The organism is Enterococcus larvae (genome assembly GCF_017830045.1).
GTDB classification, from domain to species: domain Bacteria; phylum Bacillota; class Bacilli; order Lactobacillales; family Enterococcaceae; genus Enterococcus_L; species Enterococcus_L larvae.
In genome coordinates, this window is record NZ_JAEDXU010000002.1 from 139,729 (window position 1) to 156,324 (window position 16,596).

Genomic DNA, 16,596 nt, shown 5'->3' on the forward strand with positions numbered 1-16,596 from the left:
CCTAAGCTATGTGTGATAATAAAAAATAACTCAGCTTAATAAAAATAAATAACTAATAAAAGGACGGATCAATTTGACACTAATCAATAAAGTAAACCAACCATCAGATTTAAAAAAATTATCAATTGAAGAGATGGAACAATTAGCAGCAGAAATAAGAACGCTGCTTTTGAAAAAAGTAAGCCAAACTGGCGGGCATGTGGGCCCCAATCTTGGTGTTGTTGAACTGACACTAGCATTCCATTATGTTTTCGATTCGCCAATAGACAAAATCGTTTGGGATGTATCTCATCAATCATATTCTCATAAAATAGTTACTGGCAGAAAGGATGCTTGGCTAGTTGAAGAGCAGTACAAGGCGGTTACCGGATATACAGAACCTGAAGAAAGTCCCCACGATTTTTTCACTGTAGGACATACTTCGACATCTGTCAGTCTCGCAGTTGGGATGGCTAAGGCTAGAGATATTAAAAAGCAAACTGGAAATATCGTTGCTGTGCTGGGAGATGGTTCTTTGTCTGGAGGGCTGGCGCTTGAAGGGTTGAACAATGCGGCAGAATTAGATTCCAACTTGATTGTAGTGCTTAATGACAATGAGATGTCAATTGCTGAAAACTATGGCGGTATGTATCGCAATTTGGCTGAGCTGAGAAAAAATAACGGACATGCTTCAACGAACCTTTTCACTGCGCTGGGCATGGACTATCAATATGTTGAAGAAGGAAACAGTGTGGCAGAAATGATCGTTGCATTTGAAGCTGTAAAAAACAGCAGTAGACCAATTGTGCTTCATATCCATACAGAAAAGGGTCATGGCTACATACCAGCTGTTGCGAATAAGGAACGATTTCATTGGCAGATGCCTTTCGACTTGGAAACAGGGGAAAGTAAACACACTGGATCAGGAGAAAGCTATGATTCTGTTATTATTGATGTACTAGATAAAAAAATCAAAGACGAGAAACAGCCAATTGTTGCGATAACTGCAGCTATTCCAGGTTTATTTGGCTTGAAGGAGCTTCAAAAGCTGCATCCGGAACATTATATCGATGTGGGTATCGCTGAACAGCATTCAATTACTTATGCTGCTGGATTAGCAAAGTCTGGCGCGAAGCCGATTGTTTTCCATTCCAGTACTTTCTTGCAGAGAGGGTACGATCAGCTTTCTCATGATTTGGGTATCAATGATTTACCAGCTGTGATAATCATTAAGGGTGGAAAAATCAGTGGCGGTGATCCTACCCATCAAGGAAGCTTTGATATCTCATATATTACAAGTATTCCAAATATTATCTATTTAGCACCAACCAGTAAGGAAGAGGTTCGGTCGATGCTGACTTGGGCGATTGAGCAAAAAGAACATCCAGTGGCAATCCGTATTCCGGAAAGAGGCTTTGTATCTGCACCTATTAAGGAAGAGACATTCCATCCTTTAGAATGGCATGTAGAGAAGCAAGGAAAAAAAGTGGCTGTTTTGGCTACAGGCGGCTTCCTATCCTTAGGTGAGAAAACTGTAGAAAATCTGAAGGAGCATGGTATTGAAGCAACATTGATCAACCCAAGATCCTTCACTTATTTTGAGTCCGATCTTCTGAATGAACTACAGAAAAATCATCAGGTAGTGGTAACATTAGAAGATGGCAGCTTAGATGGCGGATATGGTGAAAAAATCAGTAGATATTACGGATGTAGTGACATGAAGGTGTTAAATTTTGGCGCATTAAAGCGATTTAATCATCATCAGACTATGGAAGAGCTGTTTACAGAGTTTCGTCTACTTCCAGAACTGATTACAGAAGATGTATTAGAGGCATTGAACTAGAGTCGTTTCAAAGAAGCGAGTATGAGAGCAAAAAAACGGTTGAGCCCAATATTTAGGTTCAACCGTTTTTTCTTATATAGTGAATAGTTTAGAATAGTGTCATTACTTGTATAGTCGCATTGTTTCTGAAAAGCTGTGCCATTCAGATTGTCCATCTACTTCAAATCGGTAAGACTGTACTCTGAAAAGGTACAGGAATCCGAGAAGTAAAGCAACACCTAGTGCTGAAAAGGTCAACATAGACTGAATCATCAGACAAGAAACAAATAGAATCAAGAATAATAGCATAAGCTTCAGGAATAATTGCTGTAAGTTATTTGAATTTGTAATCACGATTTCTTTTGTATGAGAAGCGACTTCGATTTTTTTGAATGTTGGTAGCGGCCCTTCTTTAAAGCTGATTTCATCTCCAGGTTGGACGTTTAGATCCATTGAGATACAGTTGAATAGCTTTCCTTGCTTTTCGTCATTTACATAAACGGTCAAGGGTTTCATGCAGCCCCATTGTGTTTGTTTTTTTAGTTTGATTTTCATAGTGCTCACCTCCTGTATGAATCTATTTTCCCATGATTTTCAGAAAAAGAAATCAGCCTTTTGACTGATTTCTGATAATTATTTTCTCGTTCTTCGGTTGTAGCTCAAGCTACGACCATGAGACTCAACGGCTGCCGTGGCTAAATCAACAGCAACTGAGGGGGATGCGAGCAGATAAATAATAGTCTGTTCTATAGACGAATTTAAAGAATTCTAAAACTGTATTTCTCTTAGCTATCAATAGTCATCAATCACATAGCGCATATATTCAGCCATCTCAGCGGCATGTTTCCCCGCATTATGACCGGTAACTAACGCAGCGGTGATATTATAACCGCCAGTATAGCCATTGATGTCTAATACCTCACCACAGAAAAACAGTCCCTGCATCCGTTTGCTTTCCATCGTCTTAGGCTGAACTTCTTTTAAGGAAATACCGCCGCCGGTTACAAAGGATTTTTCTAATGGGAAAGTCCCGTTGGCAGTGATGCGAAAATCCTTCATTTCGCTGATAAAATCGGACAGCTGTTGATCAGTTACTTGTCTGCCCTTTAGCTCGTCCAGCTGATTTTTCTCTAAAAGAAATTCCAGTAAACGTTCCGGCAGCAGCTGACGAAATGAATTTTTTAACTGCTTCTCAGGCTCAGCCTGTATTTTTTTCTGTAGTTCTGCAAACAATTTCTTTTCCGAGCTTTCAGGAAAAATATCAAGGGAAAGCTGAACAGCTTGTCCCGGGTTCTTCTTTAATGCTTGATTTACAAAGCTGGAGCAACGCAAAGCAGCTGGGCCTGAAATTCCAAAATGAGTGAATAAAAGATCCATCTGATGAGAGACGATTGCTTTACCCTTTTGATTCAAAACAGACAATTGAACATCTCGTAAGGAGATTCCCTGAAGTGTTTTCTTCTTTATAAACGATTCCTCAGAACGAATCGGTGATTCAGTTGGATAAAGCGGCTCAATGGAATGTCCTAGTTTATCCGCAAATCTGTAGCCATCTCCGGTTGAGCCAGTAGAGGGGTATGTTTTCCCGCCCGTTGCAATAATGACGCAGGGAGCATAGATTTTTTGCTTCTCAAGCGCAACACCGATAATCTGGTTTTCGTTCCTGAGAATTTTTTTTACTGGTGCCTCGGTGTATAAGGTAACGGAAAGCTCCTTCAGTTTTTCATGGAGAGTTTCAACGATCGTCTGAGAACGATCTGTTACAGGAAACATTCTGCCATGATCCTCCTCCTTCAACGCAGTTCCATTAGACTCAAAAAATTGGATGATATCCTGATTATCATATTGAGAAAATGCACTATATAAAAATTTCCCGTTACCGGGGATATGGGCGATGATTTCTTCGGGAGAACGGCTATTTGTGACATTGCAGCGCCCGCCGCCTGTCAAAAGAAGCTTCTTTCCGATCCGCTTGTTTTTTTCTAAAAGCAGTACCTGACTGCCATCTTCTGCTGCCGCAATTGCCGCCATCAATCCGCTGGTGCCGGCACCGATAACTATCACGTCAAATTTATTCATTCTTTTCCCTCATTTCAGTTAATAGTGTACCATAAAAATCTTTTCTGACTATATAAAACCAGTTTAAGATTCGTCACACGAAAAGGGGGTTGAAATTATTTTGTGTCCCGAACTCGTTAATAATACTTTGTAGAAAAAAATGGTTTTTGTCCGTTCTATAGCAAAATAAAGAGCTGCTTCATTTATGAATTTGCCGTGATTTATATTTATTTTCACTTTTTCTGTAAATATATGTGGAAAAATTCAGTAATTAGGGTAAAATTAAAACAAACTTAAAGGAAGGTGAATGTATGGATATTAAAAAGTATGTAAAAGAAATTCGGGAAAAGCTTGGAGAAAAGGATAACGGGCAAACAGAATATCTGCAGGCAATTGATGAATTCCTGCCTAGTATGGAAGCATTTTTAGCAAAAAATCCGGAATTTGCGGAGGCAAATATTTTAGAACTACTGATTGAGCCGGAAAGAGTTATCCAATTTAGAGTACCTTGGCAGGATGATCAGGGGAACTGGCGCGTGAACAGAGGATATCGTATCCAATATAATTCAGCAATTGGTCCTTATAAAGGTGGATTGCGTTTCCATCCAAGTGTAAATCTAAGCGTATTGAAATTTTTGGCATTCGAACAAATTTTCAAAAACAGCTTAACAGGTCTGCCGATAGGCGGAGGTAAAGGCGGAAGTGACTTTGATCCAAAAGGGAAATCAGATGGAGAGGTCATGCGCTTTTGTCAAAGCTTTATGACAGAGCTTCATAAGCATATTGGACCAAATACAGATGTTCCTGCCGGAGATATCGGAGTAGGTGCCAGAGAGATCGGGTACTTGTATGGTACTTACAAACGAATCAGAAATTATGACGCAGGTGTTCTTACTGGGAAGCCATTGACTTATTGGGGAAGCCAGACTAGAACGGAAGCAACAGGATATGGTGCGGTTTACTTTGTCCGTCATTTACTGAATGATCTGAATGACAGCTTTGAAGGGAAAAAAGTTGTGGTTTCAGGAAGCGGGAATGTTTCGATTTATGCAATGGAAAAAGCAGCAGAGCTAGGTGCAACTGTATTGACTTGTTCGGATTCAAACGGATTTGTTTATGATCCGGATGGTATCGATGTTGCACTTGTGAAAGAAATAAAAGAGAAGAAACGCGAAAGAATCTCAAAATATGTCGAAACACGCAAAAATGCGGTGTATCATGATGGACAATCTGTTTGGGATCTTAAAGAAGCGTATGATATTGCATTACCTTGTGCTACTCAAAATGAGTTGAATAAAGAACAGGCAGCTATTCTAGTTGAAAACGGTGTGAAAATCGTTGCAGAAGGTGCGAATATGCCATGTACATTGGATGCTGTTCATGTGTTTGCAGAAAATAATGTGCTTTATTGCCCTGGGAAGGCTGCGAATGCCGGTGGTGTAGCTGTATCTGCCCTTGAAATGAGCCAGAACTCAGAACGACTGTCATGGTCGTTTGAAAAGGTAGATGGTATGCTGGATGACATCATGAAAAATATCTTTGAAATATGTCGGGATACTGCAAAAGAATATGGTCAGGAAAACAACTTTGTTCTGGGAGCGAATGTTGCCGGCTTTGAACGAGTGGCGGAAGCCATGCTTAGCCAAGGATTAGTATAGATTTATTTGAAACAGCAATGTGAGATGATAGAGCTAGCTCAATCGACGATAAGGCAAGTGTCTTTCATGATAAAAGGCATCATGAAGCCTCTGGGTCTTATCGCTCATGAGCTGAACAGCTCGTTCAGCTTTTATTGATATCCAGCTTCACAAGCTAGCTCAATCGACGATAAGGCAAGTGTCTTTCATGATAAAAGGCATCATGAAGCCCCTTGGTCTTATCGCTCATGAGCTGAACAGCTTGTTCAGCTTTTATAATTGGTCTATATGTTTATAAATTACTTGATAAAAGTAGCAAAAAAACGTAAAGTAGTAGTGTATTAAGTTTATTTTCAAGGAGGAGAAGGAATGTCACACATTAAATTTGACTATTCCAAATTAGCACCTTTTGTTGCTGATCATGAATTGGAATATATGCAAACTCAAGTTGATGCGGTAGATAAAGCATTACGTGAGGGAACAGGTGCGGGAAATGATTATATCGGGTGGATCGATCTGCCGGAAAACTATGATAAAGAAGAATTTGCCCGTATCAAAAAAGCAGCTGAAAAAATCCAATCTGACTCAGAAGTGCTTGTTGTTATTGGAATTGGGGGCTCTTATTTAGGTGCACGTGCTGCGATAGAGTTCTTGCAGCATTCATTCAGCAATGTACTGACAAAAGAAGAACGCAAAGCACCTCAAGTATTCTTTGCCGGAAACAGTATCAGCTCAACTTATTTGGCTGATTTGATCAATGTGATCGGAGATCGTGATTTTTCTGTTAATGTTATTTCTAAATCAGGAACAACAACAGAGCCTGCGATTGCTTTCCGTGTATTCAAAGAATTATTGATCAAAAAATATGGAAAAGAAGAAGCGAACAAGCGTATTTATGCGACAACTGACCGTGCAAAAGGTGCAGTAAAAGTTGAAGCAGACGCTGAAGGCTGGGAAACTTTCGTTATTCCAGATGATGTTGGCGGACGTTTCACAGTATTGACTCCTGTTGGTTTACTGCCAATTGCAGTTAGTGGCGCGGACATTGATGTGCTGATGAACGGTGCAAACGATGCACGCAAAGAGTATGCGTCAACAACTGATTTACAGAAAAACGAAGCGTATCAGTACGCTGCGTTACGCAATATTCTATACCGTAAAGGTAAAACAACTGAAATGCTGATCAACTATGAACCAGGAATGCACTACTTCTCTGAGTGGTGGAAACAGCTTTATGGTGAATCTGAAGGGAAAGACCAAAAAGGCATCTTCCCGGCAGCAGCAGACTTCTCAACAGACTTGCATTCTATGGGACAATACGTTCAGGATGGCATGCGTAATCTGTTTGAAACAGTTGTTAAAATTGAAAAACCTCGTCATACATTGACTATTCCTGTACAAGAGGAAGATTTGGATGGCTTGGGTTACCTTCAAGGGAAAGAAATCGATTATGTAAACACTAAAGCGTTTGAAGGAACACTGTTAGCACATACTGACGGGAACGTTCCTAACATGATCGTTAAAGTACCAACTATGGATGCCTACTCGCTTGGCTATGTTATGTACTTCTTTGAGATTGCTGTAGGAATCTCTGGCTACTTGAACGGTGTTAATCCATTTGACCAGCCGGGAGTGGAAGCATACAAAGCGAACATGTTCGCACTACTTGGCAAACCAGGCTTTGAAGATCTTGCGAAAGAATTGAACGAACGTCTGTAATCCGATTGATTTAACTGAAAAATACCGCAAAGAGTGTAAAAACTCTTTGCGGTATTTTTGTACTTTCAACTATCTTCTAATTGAAGAAGAAGCTGATTAAAGCACGTATTCTATAGGGGAAATATTGAGTGCATTATAGAAGGGGCAGCTGCTTACTCGCTTTCATCAGGATTCATTTTTTTACGAAATGCGATGAGTATGATTGCTAATACAAACGTTAGTCTTACCAGAGATTTTACATCCTTGAAAATTGCGAAAAGATTTGGATCTACAGTATACGAAATATAAGCAACAATAAATAGAACAACCCCAAATATAATCTTTCTCATCATTCTACCTCCTGATTATCATTCTCTACTAAGAAATAACGAGAGTCAATATGAAAAAGAGGAAAAATTGTATTTATTCTTAAAAAATATTGATTATTTTATCGAAATAGGGAAATAAAAGAAATAGTAATTGAGACTTGAAGGAAATAAAGACAAACTATGCTGAAGAAGTAACTGAACAGGGATGTTGCTTTGCTTGTTATGAAAAATAGTAAGAGTGAGAGTTGCAACAGAACTTTTAATAATAGTTATATTTCCTTACAGCTTAGTACTGGGGTGGACCGAGAAAAATTGATGCTGACTTTATATAGCCTATCATCCATTTCAAAGGTGATAGGTGATACCTTCTCTCTAAAAATAATGGTCTCATTATTTTTTTTAGCAAACCGTTCTATTTCTCTAAGAATAGCAGCTGGACTGATAGGGATTTCCAATATCTCATCGGGAATAATCAAAAAACTTTTCTTCATAATAGAGTATCCTGCTTTCTAAAGTTCTGTTGCATGTCTATTATACACTATTAAAGAGAAAACGATGATAACACGATTAGGATTTTATTATTATTCTTGGCTTGATTATCAGACTTCACAAGCTGTTCAGCTATTTTTGATAGTTACGTTGAAAGCAATCGTGAAATAGTTGTATTGAAAGTTCATTCTAAAGGCGGAGGACTTACGGTACTGACTATTTTAAACTGTTAGCTAGTGACTGGTAGCAAATGGAGGGCAAGTAAGTGGAAAATGCAAAGAAAAATATTCAAATGATCGATTTGCTGAAGTTTATTGCGGCAATCATGGTTGTTTGTATTCATAGCGAGCCAATTAGTGGGAATGAGTGGTTCAATTTTCTAGTTAAAAATATCCTTTGTCGAATAGCTGTACCTCTGTTCTTTATCAGTAGTGCGTATTTCATTCGAAAAAGTACAGTGAACAAAGAGGGGAACTTGAAAGGAAAAATCGTTCACTTGCTTAAGAACTATCTTTTTTGGAGTGTAGTCTTTCTACCCATTGGTTTGGATTGGATCAACCAAAATCTATCTATTAGTCCATCACTATATCCCGCAGCCTTACTTTTCGGTCTGGTTTATTCAGGCACATATTACCATCTTTGGTATATTCCAGCATTCATTCTATCTGTAGTAATAATTACTAAAGCTCGTCAGTATATTTCTTATAAACTGATTTTTCTCATTGCTGCAGCACTTTATTTTGTCGGCAGTTTGGAAACGTATTATGGTTTGATTACGATTGATTGGGTAAAAGAAATTTTCGATGGGTTTATTCACTTGTTTTTCACGACAAGGAATGGCTTATTTTACGGAATGATCTTCACTGCTATAGGCTTCTTTATTTATGATTATGAACAGAAACTTTTAACATTTAAAAAATACTTTAAATGGGCACTCCTTTTTTTGGGTTCTTTGCTGTTTTTAGAAGGGGTAATTGTTTATAATATGCTGAGGCTAGACTGTAATTTTTTGATTGTACTGATTCCTTTTAGCTTTGTTTTATTTTTATGGGGAATAACGAGTGAAATCAAGTTGCCTTTCAATACGGTGAAGCTAAGAGCATTATCGCATTATTATTACTTCATTCATCCAATTTGCATTGTGATCTTGTTTGAAATAGGTAATGCCTTCAACCTTTCTTTTTTCAATAAGGGATTGACCGGTTTTCTTTTGAGTTATCTATTTACACATCTGTTAAGTGTGTTTCTTATAAAGCTAAAGGAGCAACAGGTGGGAAGAGGTATCTGGTTATCCTCATTCCTATCAGGAGCCGTGTTCACAACTGTAATAGTTGGTTGTATATATATTTTTGAAACAGCTTCTGTACCGATTCAATTTGAACTGGCATCCTGTGTGTTAATTAGTCAGATAATCATATTAGCTGCATTAATAAGTAAACTAATTTCTTTAAGACGAAAGAGAAATATTTATTCTCTAGGATAGCTTTTTCCAGTTCTTGATCTATTATCGGCTGGATATTGGTACTGATTTGTTTAGGCAAATGAATCGAAGCGATATTTTTTTCTATTCATCTGATTGGATGGTATGAAATATTATTAATAAAAATAAGTTGACGAATAGTACGATAAAGTTTATAATAAAAATCTAACAACCTTTTATTTTTTTACTTTACTCTATTTATAGAGTAAAACTCCTTTTACTGTCTCATTTACCCAAGTGAGGCAGTTTTTTATTCTCATAGCTTTATCGATAAAAGCATATTTTTGTATTTTTTCTCCACCTTCTTTACTATTGATTATAAGAGATCATACCCAGATGGGGGAAGAATAGAAGATGGAGGAATAGATATGAGTATAGAACAAGCAGATTCATCCACACTTGCATTTGAGGAAAAAGTCCTTGAAGTAATTGTTCAGTCTGCACTGACTAATGTAGACGGAGTATTGTCCCTTGAGGGCAAACTTTTTGCAGCAGATCAAACAGAACCGTTGGCGGCACAGACTGATTTTGACAAAGGAGTCACGCTAGAGAGAGAAAAGAATCAGGTGACGGTTGATTTGGCTATTGTAGTAGAATTTGGTAAGGATTTTACTGGAATATTTTCTGAAATCAAAAGAATCGTGTCAGAAGAGATTCAGCGGATGACAAATCTGGAAGTGGTTGAAGTAAATGTTCATATTGCTGATATCACCACAAAAGATGAATATAAGAAGATATCTTCTGAGTCCAATAATGAAGCAGCAGAAGTGGAGAAATAGTGAACAAAGCAAAAGCTCAAAGCTCTTTCATTTTTTATGGAAGCTTTGAGCCTTTTTTGTGCCTTGAAGAAGTCAAACTGCTCATCAAGCGCAAAAAAAAGAAGCGCCTAACCATTAGGTTCTTCTTTCAATTATCATATTATACTTTTTTTACGTGAGCAGCCTGAAGTCCGCGGGTACCTTCGACAACTTCAAATGTTACTTCTTGATTTTCTTCTAGATTTTTAAAACCGTCTTCTTCTATTGCGGTGAAGTGAACGAAAATTTCTTCATCTTCGTTATATACAAGAAATCCGTAACCCTTTTTGCTGTCGAACCATTTGACGAAACCTTTTTCCATTCTGATCACGCTCCTTTGAGATATGAAACTAGTCTCATTATAATGACAAACCATGAAAACGTCAATATTTTGGAAAAGCTATTAGATAATCATGGAAAAGTGAAAAAAGAAGGGTTATAATAGAGAATATCTTAACGAAAATAAATATTGACATCATAAAGTTCGGGAAAAGAGGAAAAAATGAAGACAGATATCGAGATTTCACAAGAAGTAGAACTACAACCAATTCAAAAAGTAGCAGAATCTGTTGATTTAGGTCTAGAGGATCTGGAATTATACGGAAATTACAAAGCGAAAATCGATTTTCCCTCAATGAAACGTTTGGAAAAGAATGAAGACGGCAAGCTGATTCTCGTTACTTCAATCAATCCGACGCCTGCCGGAGAAGGAAAATCAACAGTAACGATTGGTTTGGGAGATGCGTTGAACCGAATCGGAAAAAGAACAGTGATTGCACTTCGTGAGCCATCTTTAGGCCCTGTGATGGGGATAAAGGGCGGCGCAACTGGCGGAGGCTATGCGCAAGTACTGCCTATGGAGGATATCAATCTGCATTTTACTGGTGACATGCATGCCATCACAACAGCAAATAATGCGTTGTCTGCTTTACTGGATAACCATATTCAACAGGGGAACGAACTGAACATTGATGCACGAAGAATCATTTGGAAACGGGTAGTAGATCTAAATGATCGGGAGCTGAGACAGGTCATTGTCGGACTTGGAGGCCCTATTCAAGGTGTACCACGTGAAGATGGCTTTGATATCACTGTTGCAAGTGAAATCATGGCAATACTTTGTCTTGCTTCAGGTTTGGAAGATCTAAAATTACGTCTCGGCAATATTGTTGTTGGTTATACGTTTGATCGTGAACCGGTAACGGTCAGTGATTTAGAGATCCAAGGTGCATTGGCTCTTCTACTGAAGGATGCCATCAAGCCAAATTTAGTTCAGACAATCTATGGCACTGCTGCTTTGGTTCATGGAGGACCGTTTGCGAATATTGCTCATGGCTGTAATAGTGTTTTAGCGACTAAAACGGCATTGAAACTAGGGGATTATGTTGTGACAGAGGCTGGCTTTGGGGCTGATCTGGGTGCAGAAAAATTCCTCGATATCAAAGTGCCTAACCTGAAGAAATCACCGGATGCAGTTGTGATCGTTGCGACGATTCGTGCACTAAAAATGCATGGTGGTGTGGCGAAAAATGAGTTGAACACAGAAAATGTGTTTGCATTGAAAAAAGGGTTTGCTAACTTGAAGAAGCATATTGAAAATATGGAAAGCTATGGCTTACCAGTAGTTGTTGCTATAAATGAGTTTGTCACAGATACGAAAAAAGAGGTAGAGATCCTGCTTGAACTATGCGAGGAAGCAGGTGTTCCAGTTGAACTGACGCAGGTCTGGGAGAAAGGTGCAGAAGGTGGAGAAGCACTGGCTAAGACAGTCATTGAAACAATCGAAAAGCAAATTGCAGATTTCCGTACAATCTATTCAATGGGAATCGGCCTTGGTGAAAAAATCGAAACGATCGTTCAAAAGATTTATGGTGGTAAGGAAGTTGTATTTTCTCCTAAAGCACAAAAGCAGCTTGAAACGTTTACCAAGTATGGCTGGGATCGTTTGCCTGTCTGTATGGCAAAAACACAGTACTCTCTTTCTGATGATCCAACAAAGCTTGGCAAACCAGAAAACTTTACCGTAACGATCCGTGAACTAGTACCGAAGCTTGGTGCAGGGTTTGTTGTAGCATTGACAGGAGACGTGATGACAATGCCGGGACTCCCTAAGAAACCTGCTGCACTAAATATGGATATTGATAAAGATGGTCATGCAATCGGTCTATTCTAAATTGAAAATCAAAACCTCTGATGGGATGAAAAAATCGTATCAGGGGTTTTTTACTTTAGGTAATGGCCTATGATGTAAAGCGCTTGCAAAACGATTCGATATATGGTATAAAATAGATGTAAGGGGTAATAGAAATTCCCTAATAATCCTGTAGAAGCCATACAGGGGAATAGTGAACGATGCGAAGACGCATTGAAGACGGAAGCCGTGCTGGCAAACAAGAAAGGAACGTGGGAATTTGAGCAACTCCTTACTAACTGAATACGGTCTGGCAAGTGTTTAAACGATGAAGGGTTGAGTGGACATAAGAACCTCAATTCAGATGTGTATGAAGAAGAGAAGAAAAACACTTGTCAGACTATTTTTGTGGGATCAAATACCTAACTAATCATAATTGAACAGAGGGACAACAGCGGCTGCGACAAAAAGTGTCAGCAGTTTTTTTATTTTCTCGGTACTTTATTTTTATCAGAGGAGCTCATTGGTAAATAGAAACAGTTCTTCTTTTCTATCTGGGCTTTTTATTATATACTTGTTAGGAGTTATAATGGAGGGATAGATATGAATGTTCATGTAACACGCAGGACGGGCTTTTATGGAATGGCTACTCCGATCAAAGTGTTAAAGAATGGAGAACCCTGCTTTATGATTGCGAATAATACAACAAAAACGATTGAAGTATCTGAAGCTGAAGCAGAATTACAGGTCCGATTTTATTTTTTAGGCAGTGACACATTCTATTTGAAAAATGATGGATTAGACAAAGAAATAGAAATTACGATGAGTCCGATTTTACTCTCTAATTATCTAGTGTTTTTCTTTCTGATGCTTATGATTCCGCTTGTGGGGATGTCAATTGCAGCGATTCTGATTTTTGTGCTGCTATACTTTATCTTTTTGTTTTTTATGTTAAAAAAAGCATATGTGATCAAGGAGATCGATGATGGGGCATAACGCAGAACAGTTTTTGAACAGCTTTAATCGAATTGAAAAGTGGCTGAAGGAACAGCTGAATAATCCTTCCGGTATGGGATTCAGTGAAATGACCAGAAGAATGGCTAAGAAAAAGCAATCACAGGTAGCTCCATTGGAAAATGATTTGCTGCAGCTGGCACAGCTGCGCAATGCAATTGTCCATGAACGAGTTTCCAAAGATTTTGTCATTGCTGAGCCGAATGAATGGGCTGTGACGCGTATCCTTTCTATTGAGGAGCAGTTGATTGCTCCTGAAAAGGTACTGCCAAGATTTTCAAAGCATGTTACCGGGTTCGAAATGAATATTTCTTTGAAGGAAATTCTCAAAATCGTTGCGAAAAAGCAATACTCTCAATTTCCTATTTACCATTCAGGACACTTTAAAGGATTGATCACAGTGAGAGGTCTGGGCATTTGGATGGCCGTTGAAAGTGTGAATAGTGGCGGAAATATTCATTTAGAGGGGAAAACCGCCGGAGACCTTCTAACCGATAATTACAAGCAAGGAAACTATCAATTTGTTGATAAGGAAACAAATGTCTACCAGGTGGAAGAGATGTTTGAAACACGTGTTCGTCTGGAGGCTGTGCTCATTACAAAGGATGGTGATCCTAATGGCAACTTGCTGGGGATCATTCGTCCAAGAGATTTGTATGAACACAACTAAATGGATACTTGGAATAGAACGGCTATTGTAAAAATATTCGGGCAATTGCTCTTCATTGCGTAAGGAAATATTTGGTACGATTCATTCATATGAATACGACGAAAAAGAAAAACAAAAGTATTGCTATTGAAAAACGCAGTTCAATAGCCGCTTATCGCGTAATGTTCTATTTCGTGCGATTCATATGGACAATAATGGTGTAAAGGAATGATTTAGTTGTTAGCTATATATCTGATTGTTAGTGCATTGATTGTAGGACTTGATCAGTGGACAAAGTATTTAACGGTAGCCAATATTCAATTGGGAGAAACGAAGGATTTTATTCCAGGATTTCTTTCTTTTACCTATATTAGAAACACTGGTGGCGCATGGAGCATCTTAGAAGGAAAAATGATGTTCTTTTATATCATGACAGTGGTAGTTGTAGCTGTGCTGCTTTACTTGCTGGTAAAAAATATCAAAAGCAGTAAATGGTTTACGATTGGGCTAAGTTTGATTTTAGCAGGAGCAATAGGGAATTTTATTGACCGTCTGCGTTTAGGTTTTGTAGTGGATATGTTCAAAACAGAATTTATTGATTTTCCGATTTTTAATGTGGCAGACATGTCTTTAGTGATTGGTGTGGCCTGTGTGTTCATCTATTTGATTTTGGATGAGCGAGCGTCAAAAAATAAAGCAAAGTCATAAGAACACTTTGATAAGTGAGTATTATGAAGAAATGAAGGATGGCAAAGTATGGAACAAATAAATGTAACAATAAAAGATGAAAAGGGTAGGATCGATAAGGTGTTGAGTGAGCGAGTAAGCTATTCGAGATCGCAGATCCAGCTATGGCTGAAGGAACAGATGGTTACTGTAAATGGAGAAGTCGTTCGTTCAAACTACAAGGTAAAGAACGGCGATGAGGTTGAAATAAAGATTCCTGAGCCTGTGGAATTGGTTATTGAAGCGGAAGATATTCCTTTGACAGTTGTCTATGAGGATCAAGATGTTGCAGTGATCGATAAGCCGCAGGGGATGGTTGTCCATCCGGCTGCCGGTCATGCCAATGGAACATTAGTCAATGCCTTGATGTATCATATCAAAGACCTATCCTCTATAAACGGTGTGATTCGTCCCGGGATCGTTCATCGAATCGACAAGGATACCTCCGGACTTCTGATGGTAGCAAAAAATGATAAAGCACATGAATCATTGGCTGAGCAGTTGAAAGAAAAAACCTCTGTCAGAAAATATCTGGCGTTGGTTCATGGAGAAATCGGTCACGATAAAGGTGAAATCGATGCTCCGATTGGTCGATCAAAAGCGGATCGGAAAATGCAGGATGTGATAGAAAACGGCAAACCGGCTGTTACACATTTTGAAGTGGTTGAACGCTTTAAGGATTATACCTTGATCGAGCTACAGCTTGAAACTGGTCGAACACACCAAATTCGTGTTCATATGAAATATATTGGCCACCCAGTAGCAGGAGATCCGTTATACGGACCAAGAAGAACGCTGAAGGGGAATGGTCAGTTTCTTCATGCGAAGACACTAGGCTTTGTTCACCCAACAACAGGGGAGTATATGGAGTTCAATTCTCCAATCCCTGAAGTCTTCGAAAAAACTTTAGAGCAATTAAGAAATAATCATTGATTTATTATTGATTAAGAGGTAAACTGTCCCTAGTTGAATATTATTCCTTTAAGAGTAGTCCCGTGAGGCTAAGAAGGACACATGCAGATGTAATCAGGTGCGCTTGATGTTGGTCTGTATGTATTACAGTATACTTTTGTAAACTAGTAAGCTAATCCTCCTGCCTTCTTGGGCAGGAGTTTTTTTATTGTTCCGGACAGCTCTGAATCTAAAGGAACAACAGGAATAAATACTATCAAAATAAAGCGTCAATTATATAAGGAGGCATTCACATGCAAGGAAAAGAAGTTGTAGATGCAGTAACAATGAAACGTGCACTGACACGTATCACGTATGAAATTATCGAAAGAAATAAAGGGATTCAGGATATTGTTCTGGTGGGAATCAAAACGAGAGGGATTTATATTGCAGCACGTATTGCAGAACGTCTGAAACAGCTGGAAAATATTGATGTTCCTGTAGGGGAGCTGGATATCACCTTATATCGAGACGATGTAGAGGATGATACATTGGAGGAGCCGGAGCTTCACTCTTCGGACATTCCGTTTTCAGTAAAAGGCAAGCAAGTGATTTTAGTTGATGATGTGTTGTTTACTGGAAGAACAATTCGGGCAGCATTAGATGCAGTTATTGATCTGGGGCGACCGAAGAAAATCTCATTGGCAGTGTTAGTCGATCGAGGACATAGAGAGCTGCCGATTCGCGCAGATTATGTAGGAAAAAATATTCCGACATCAATCAAAGAAGAAATTGTTGTAGAAATGGAAGAGCTTGACGGCAAAGATCGTATCTTGATCAAGAAGGGTGCAGAATAAAGAAAATGGGATATGTCTGAAAACCTTCAATAGGTTGAA

At 38.7% G+C, this 16,596-nt stretch carries 16 protein-coding genes; 11 read left to right on the forward strand and 5 right to left on the reverse strand.

Features of this window, described 5'->3' with window-relative positions; genetic code table 11:
- Window positions 1-67 precede the first annotated feature (67 nt).
- Window positions 68-1,822, forward strand: a complete 1,755-nt coding sequence (locus I6N96_RS04685) for a 1-deoxy-D-xylulose-5-phosphate synthase (RefSeq protein ID WP_209556751.1) — start codon at window positions 68-70, stop codon at window positions 1,820-1,822.
- 102 nt (window positions 1,823-1,924) lie between these two features.
- On the opposite strand, the gene I6N96_RS04690 is transcribed toward I6N96_RS04685, so the two are convergent.
- Both I6N96_RS04690 and I6N96_RS04695 read right to left on the reverse strand, forming a co-directional pair.
- On the reverse strand, window positions 1,925-2,356 hold the full coding sequence (locus I6N96_RS04690) for a hypothetical protein (RefSeq protein ID WP_209556357.1): 432 nt from the start codon (window positions 2,354-2,356) through the stop codon (window positions 1,925-1,927).
- A gap of 237 nt (window positions 2,357-2,593) precedes the next feature.
- Complete coding sequence (locus tag I6N96_RS04695; RefSeq protein ID WP_209556358.1) at window positions 2,594-3,880, reverse strand: BaiN/RdsA family NAD(P)/FAD-dependent oxidoreductase; 1,287 nt, start codon at window positions 3,878-3,880, stop codon at window positions 2,594-2,596.
- Window positions 3,881-4,170: 290 nt separating this feature from the next.
- Here I6N96_RS04695 and gdhA point away from each other — a divergent pair, with 290 nt between their 5' ends.
- Entirely contained in the window at window positions 4,171-5,517 is a 1,347-nt protein-coding gene (gene gdhA, locus I6N96_RS04700; protein ID WP_209556359.1) for an NADP-specific glutamate dehydrogenase, read from the forward strand.
- A gap of 348 nt (window positions 5,518-5,865) precedes the next feature.
- Entirely contained in the window at window positions 5,866-7,215 is a 1,350-nt protein-coding gene (locus tag I6N96_RS04705; RefSeq protein ID WP_209556360.1) for a glucose-6-phosphate isomerase, read from the forward strand.
- Between the two features lie 152 nt (window positions 7,216-7,367).
- Here the strand turns inward: I6N96_RS04705 and I6N96_RS04710 are convergent, their stop codons facing one another.
- Together I6N96_RS04710 and I6N96_RS04715 are read right to left on the reverse strand one after the other, a co-directional pair.
- Window positions 7,368-7,544, reverse strand: a complete 177-nt coding sequence (locus tag I6N96_RS04710; RefSeq protein ID WP_209556361.1) for a hypothetical protein — start codon at window positions 7,542-7,544, stop codon at window positions 7,368-7,370.
- A 248-nt stretch (window positions 7,545-7,792) separates the two neighbouring features.
- The gene (locus tag I6N96_RS04715) at window positions 7,793-8,014 is read right to left on the reverse strand and encodes a DUF4318 domain-containing protein (protein ID WP_209556362.1); all 222 of its coding nucleotides are present in this window, start codon (window positions 8,012-8,014) and stop codon (window positions 7,793-7,795) included.
- A 263-nt stretch (window positions 8,015-8,277) separates the two neighbouring features.
- Between I6N96_RS04715 and I6N96_RS04720 the strand changes: the two genes are divergently transcribed.
- Entirely contained in the window at window positions 8,278-9,495 is a 1,218-nt protein-coding gene (locus I6N96_RS04720) for an acyltransferase family protein (RefSeq protein WP_347339063.1), read from the forward strand.
- A 365-nt stretch (window positions 9,496-9,860) separates the two neighbouring features.
- On the forward strand, window positions 9,861-10,271 hold the full coding sequence (locus I6N96_RS04725) for an Asp23/Gls24 family envelope stress response protein (protein ID WP_209556363.1): 411 nt from the start codon (window positions 9,861-9,863) through the stop codon (window positions 10,269-10,271).
- A gap of 139 nt (window positions 10,272-10,410) precedes the next feature.
- Here I6N96_RS04725 and I6N96_RS04730 read toward each other — a convergent pair whose 3' ends face one another.
- Window positions 10,411-10,611 carry a cold-shock protein gene (locus tag I6N96_RS04730; RefSeq protein ID WP_209556364.1) on the reverse strand — a complete coding sequence of 67 codons (201 nt, stop codon included), beginning with the start codon at window positions 10,609-10,611 and terminating at the stop codon, window positions 10,411-10,413.
- Window positions 10,612-10,791: 180 nt separating this feature from the next.
- Between I6N96_RS04730 and I6N96_RS04735 the strand changes: the two genes are divergently transcribed.
- The 6 genes from I6N96_RS04735 (at window position 10,792) to pyrR (ending at window position 16,557) form a co-directional block, all read left to right on the forward strand.
- Window positions 10,792-12,462 (forward strand): formate--tetrahydrofolate ligase, encoded by a 1,671-nt coding sequence (locus I6N96_RS04735; protein WP_209556365.1) that lies wholly within the window; start codon window positions 10,792-10,794, stop codon window positions 12,460-12,462.
- A 561-nt stretch (window positions 12,463-13,023) separates the two neighbouring features.
- Complete coding sequence (locus I6N96_RS04740; RefSeq protein WP_209556366.1) at window positions 13,024-13,416, forward strand: hypothetical protein; 393 nt, start codon at window positions 13,024-13,026, stop codon at window positions 13,414-13,416.
- Window positions 13,406-14,104, forward strand: a complete 699-nt coding sequence (locus I6N96_RS04745) for a CBS domain-containing protein (protein WP_209556367.1) — start codon at window positions 13,406-13,408, stop codon at window positions 14,102-14,104. Before I6N96_RS04740 ends, I6N96_RS04745 begins: the two co-directional genes overlap by 11 nt.
- Before the next feature lie 216 nt (window positions 14,105-14,320).
- Window positions 14,321-14,791: a signal peptidase II gene (gene lspA / locus I6N96_RS04750; protein ID WP_209556368.1), complete on the forward strand. Its 471-nt coding sequence runs from the start codon at window positions 14,321-14,323 to the stop codon at window positions 14,789-14,791.
- Window positions 14,792-14,839: 48 nt separating this feature from the next.
- Entirely contained in the window at window positions 14,840-15,742 is a 903-nt protein-coding gene (locus I6N96_RS04755) for an RluA family pseudouridine synthase (RefSeq protein WP_209556369.1), read from the forward strand.
- A 272-nt stretch (window positions 15,743-16,014) separates the two neighbouring features.
- Window positions 16,015-16,557 (forward strand): bifunctional pyr operon transcriptional regulator/uracil phosphoribosyltransferase PyrR, encoded by a 543-nt coding sequence (gene pyrR / locus I6N96_RS04760; protein WP_209556370.1) that lies wholly within the window; start codon window positions 16,015-16,017, stop codon window positions 16,555-16,557.
- Window positions 16,558-16,596 lie beyond the last annotated feature (39 nt).

Coding starts and splice junctions, on each gene's coding strand:
- I6N96_RS04690 (WP_209556357.1), bottom strand. CDS start 2,356: ATGAAAATCAAACTAAAAAAACAAACACAATGGGGCTGCATGAAACCC.
- I6N96_RS04695 (WP_209556358.1), bottom strand. CDS start 3,880: ATGAATAAATTTGACGTGATAGTTATCGGTGCCGGCACCAGCGGATTG.
- gdhA (WP_209556359.1), top strand. CDS start 4,171: ATGGATATTAAAAAGTATGTAAAAGAAATTCGGGAAAAGCTTGGAGAA.
- I6N96_RS04705 (WP_209556360.1), top strand. CDS start 5,866: ATGTCACACATTAAATTTGACTATTCCAAATTAGCACCTTTTGTTGCT.
- I6N96_RS04710 (WP_209556361.1), bottom strand. CDS start 7,544: ATGAGAAAGATTATATTTGGGGTTGTTCTATTTATTGTTGCTTATATT.
- I6N96_RS04715 (WP_209556362.1), bottom strand. CDS start 8,014: ATGAAGAAAAGTTTTTTGATTATTCCCGATGAGATATTGGAAATCCCT.
- I6N96_RS04725 (WP_209556363.1), top strand. CDS start 9,861: ATGAGTATAGAACAAGCAGATTCATCCACACTTGCATTTGAGGAAAAA.
- I6N96_RS04730 (WP_209556364.1), bottom strand. CDS start 10,611: ATGGAAAAAGGTTTCGTCAAATGGTTCGACAGCAAAAAGGGTTACGGA.
- I6N96_RS04735 (WP_209556365.1), top strand. CDS start 10,792: ATGAAGACAGATATCGAGATTTCACAAGAAGTAGAACTACAACCAATT.
- I6N96_RS04740 (WP_209556366.1), top strand. CDS start 13,024: ATGAATGTTCATGTAACACGCAGGACGGGCTTTTATGGAATGGCTACT.
- I6N96_RS04745 (WP_209556367.1), top strand. CDS start 13,406: ATGGGGCATAACGCAGAACAGTTTTTGAACAGCTTTAATCGAATTGAA.
- I6N96_RS04755 (WP_209556369.1), top strand. CDS start 14,840: ATGGAACAAATAAATGTAACAATAAAAGATGAAAAGGGTAGGATCGAT.
- pyrR (WP_209556370.1), top strand. CDS start 16,015: ATGCAAGGAAAAGAAGTTGTAGATGCAGTAACAATGAAACGTGCACTG.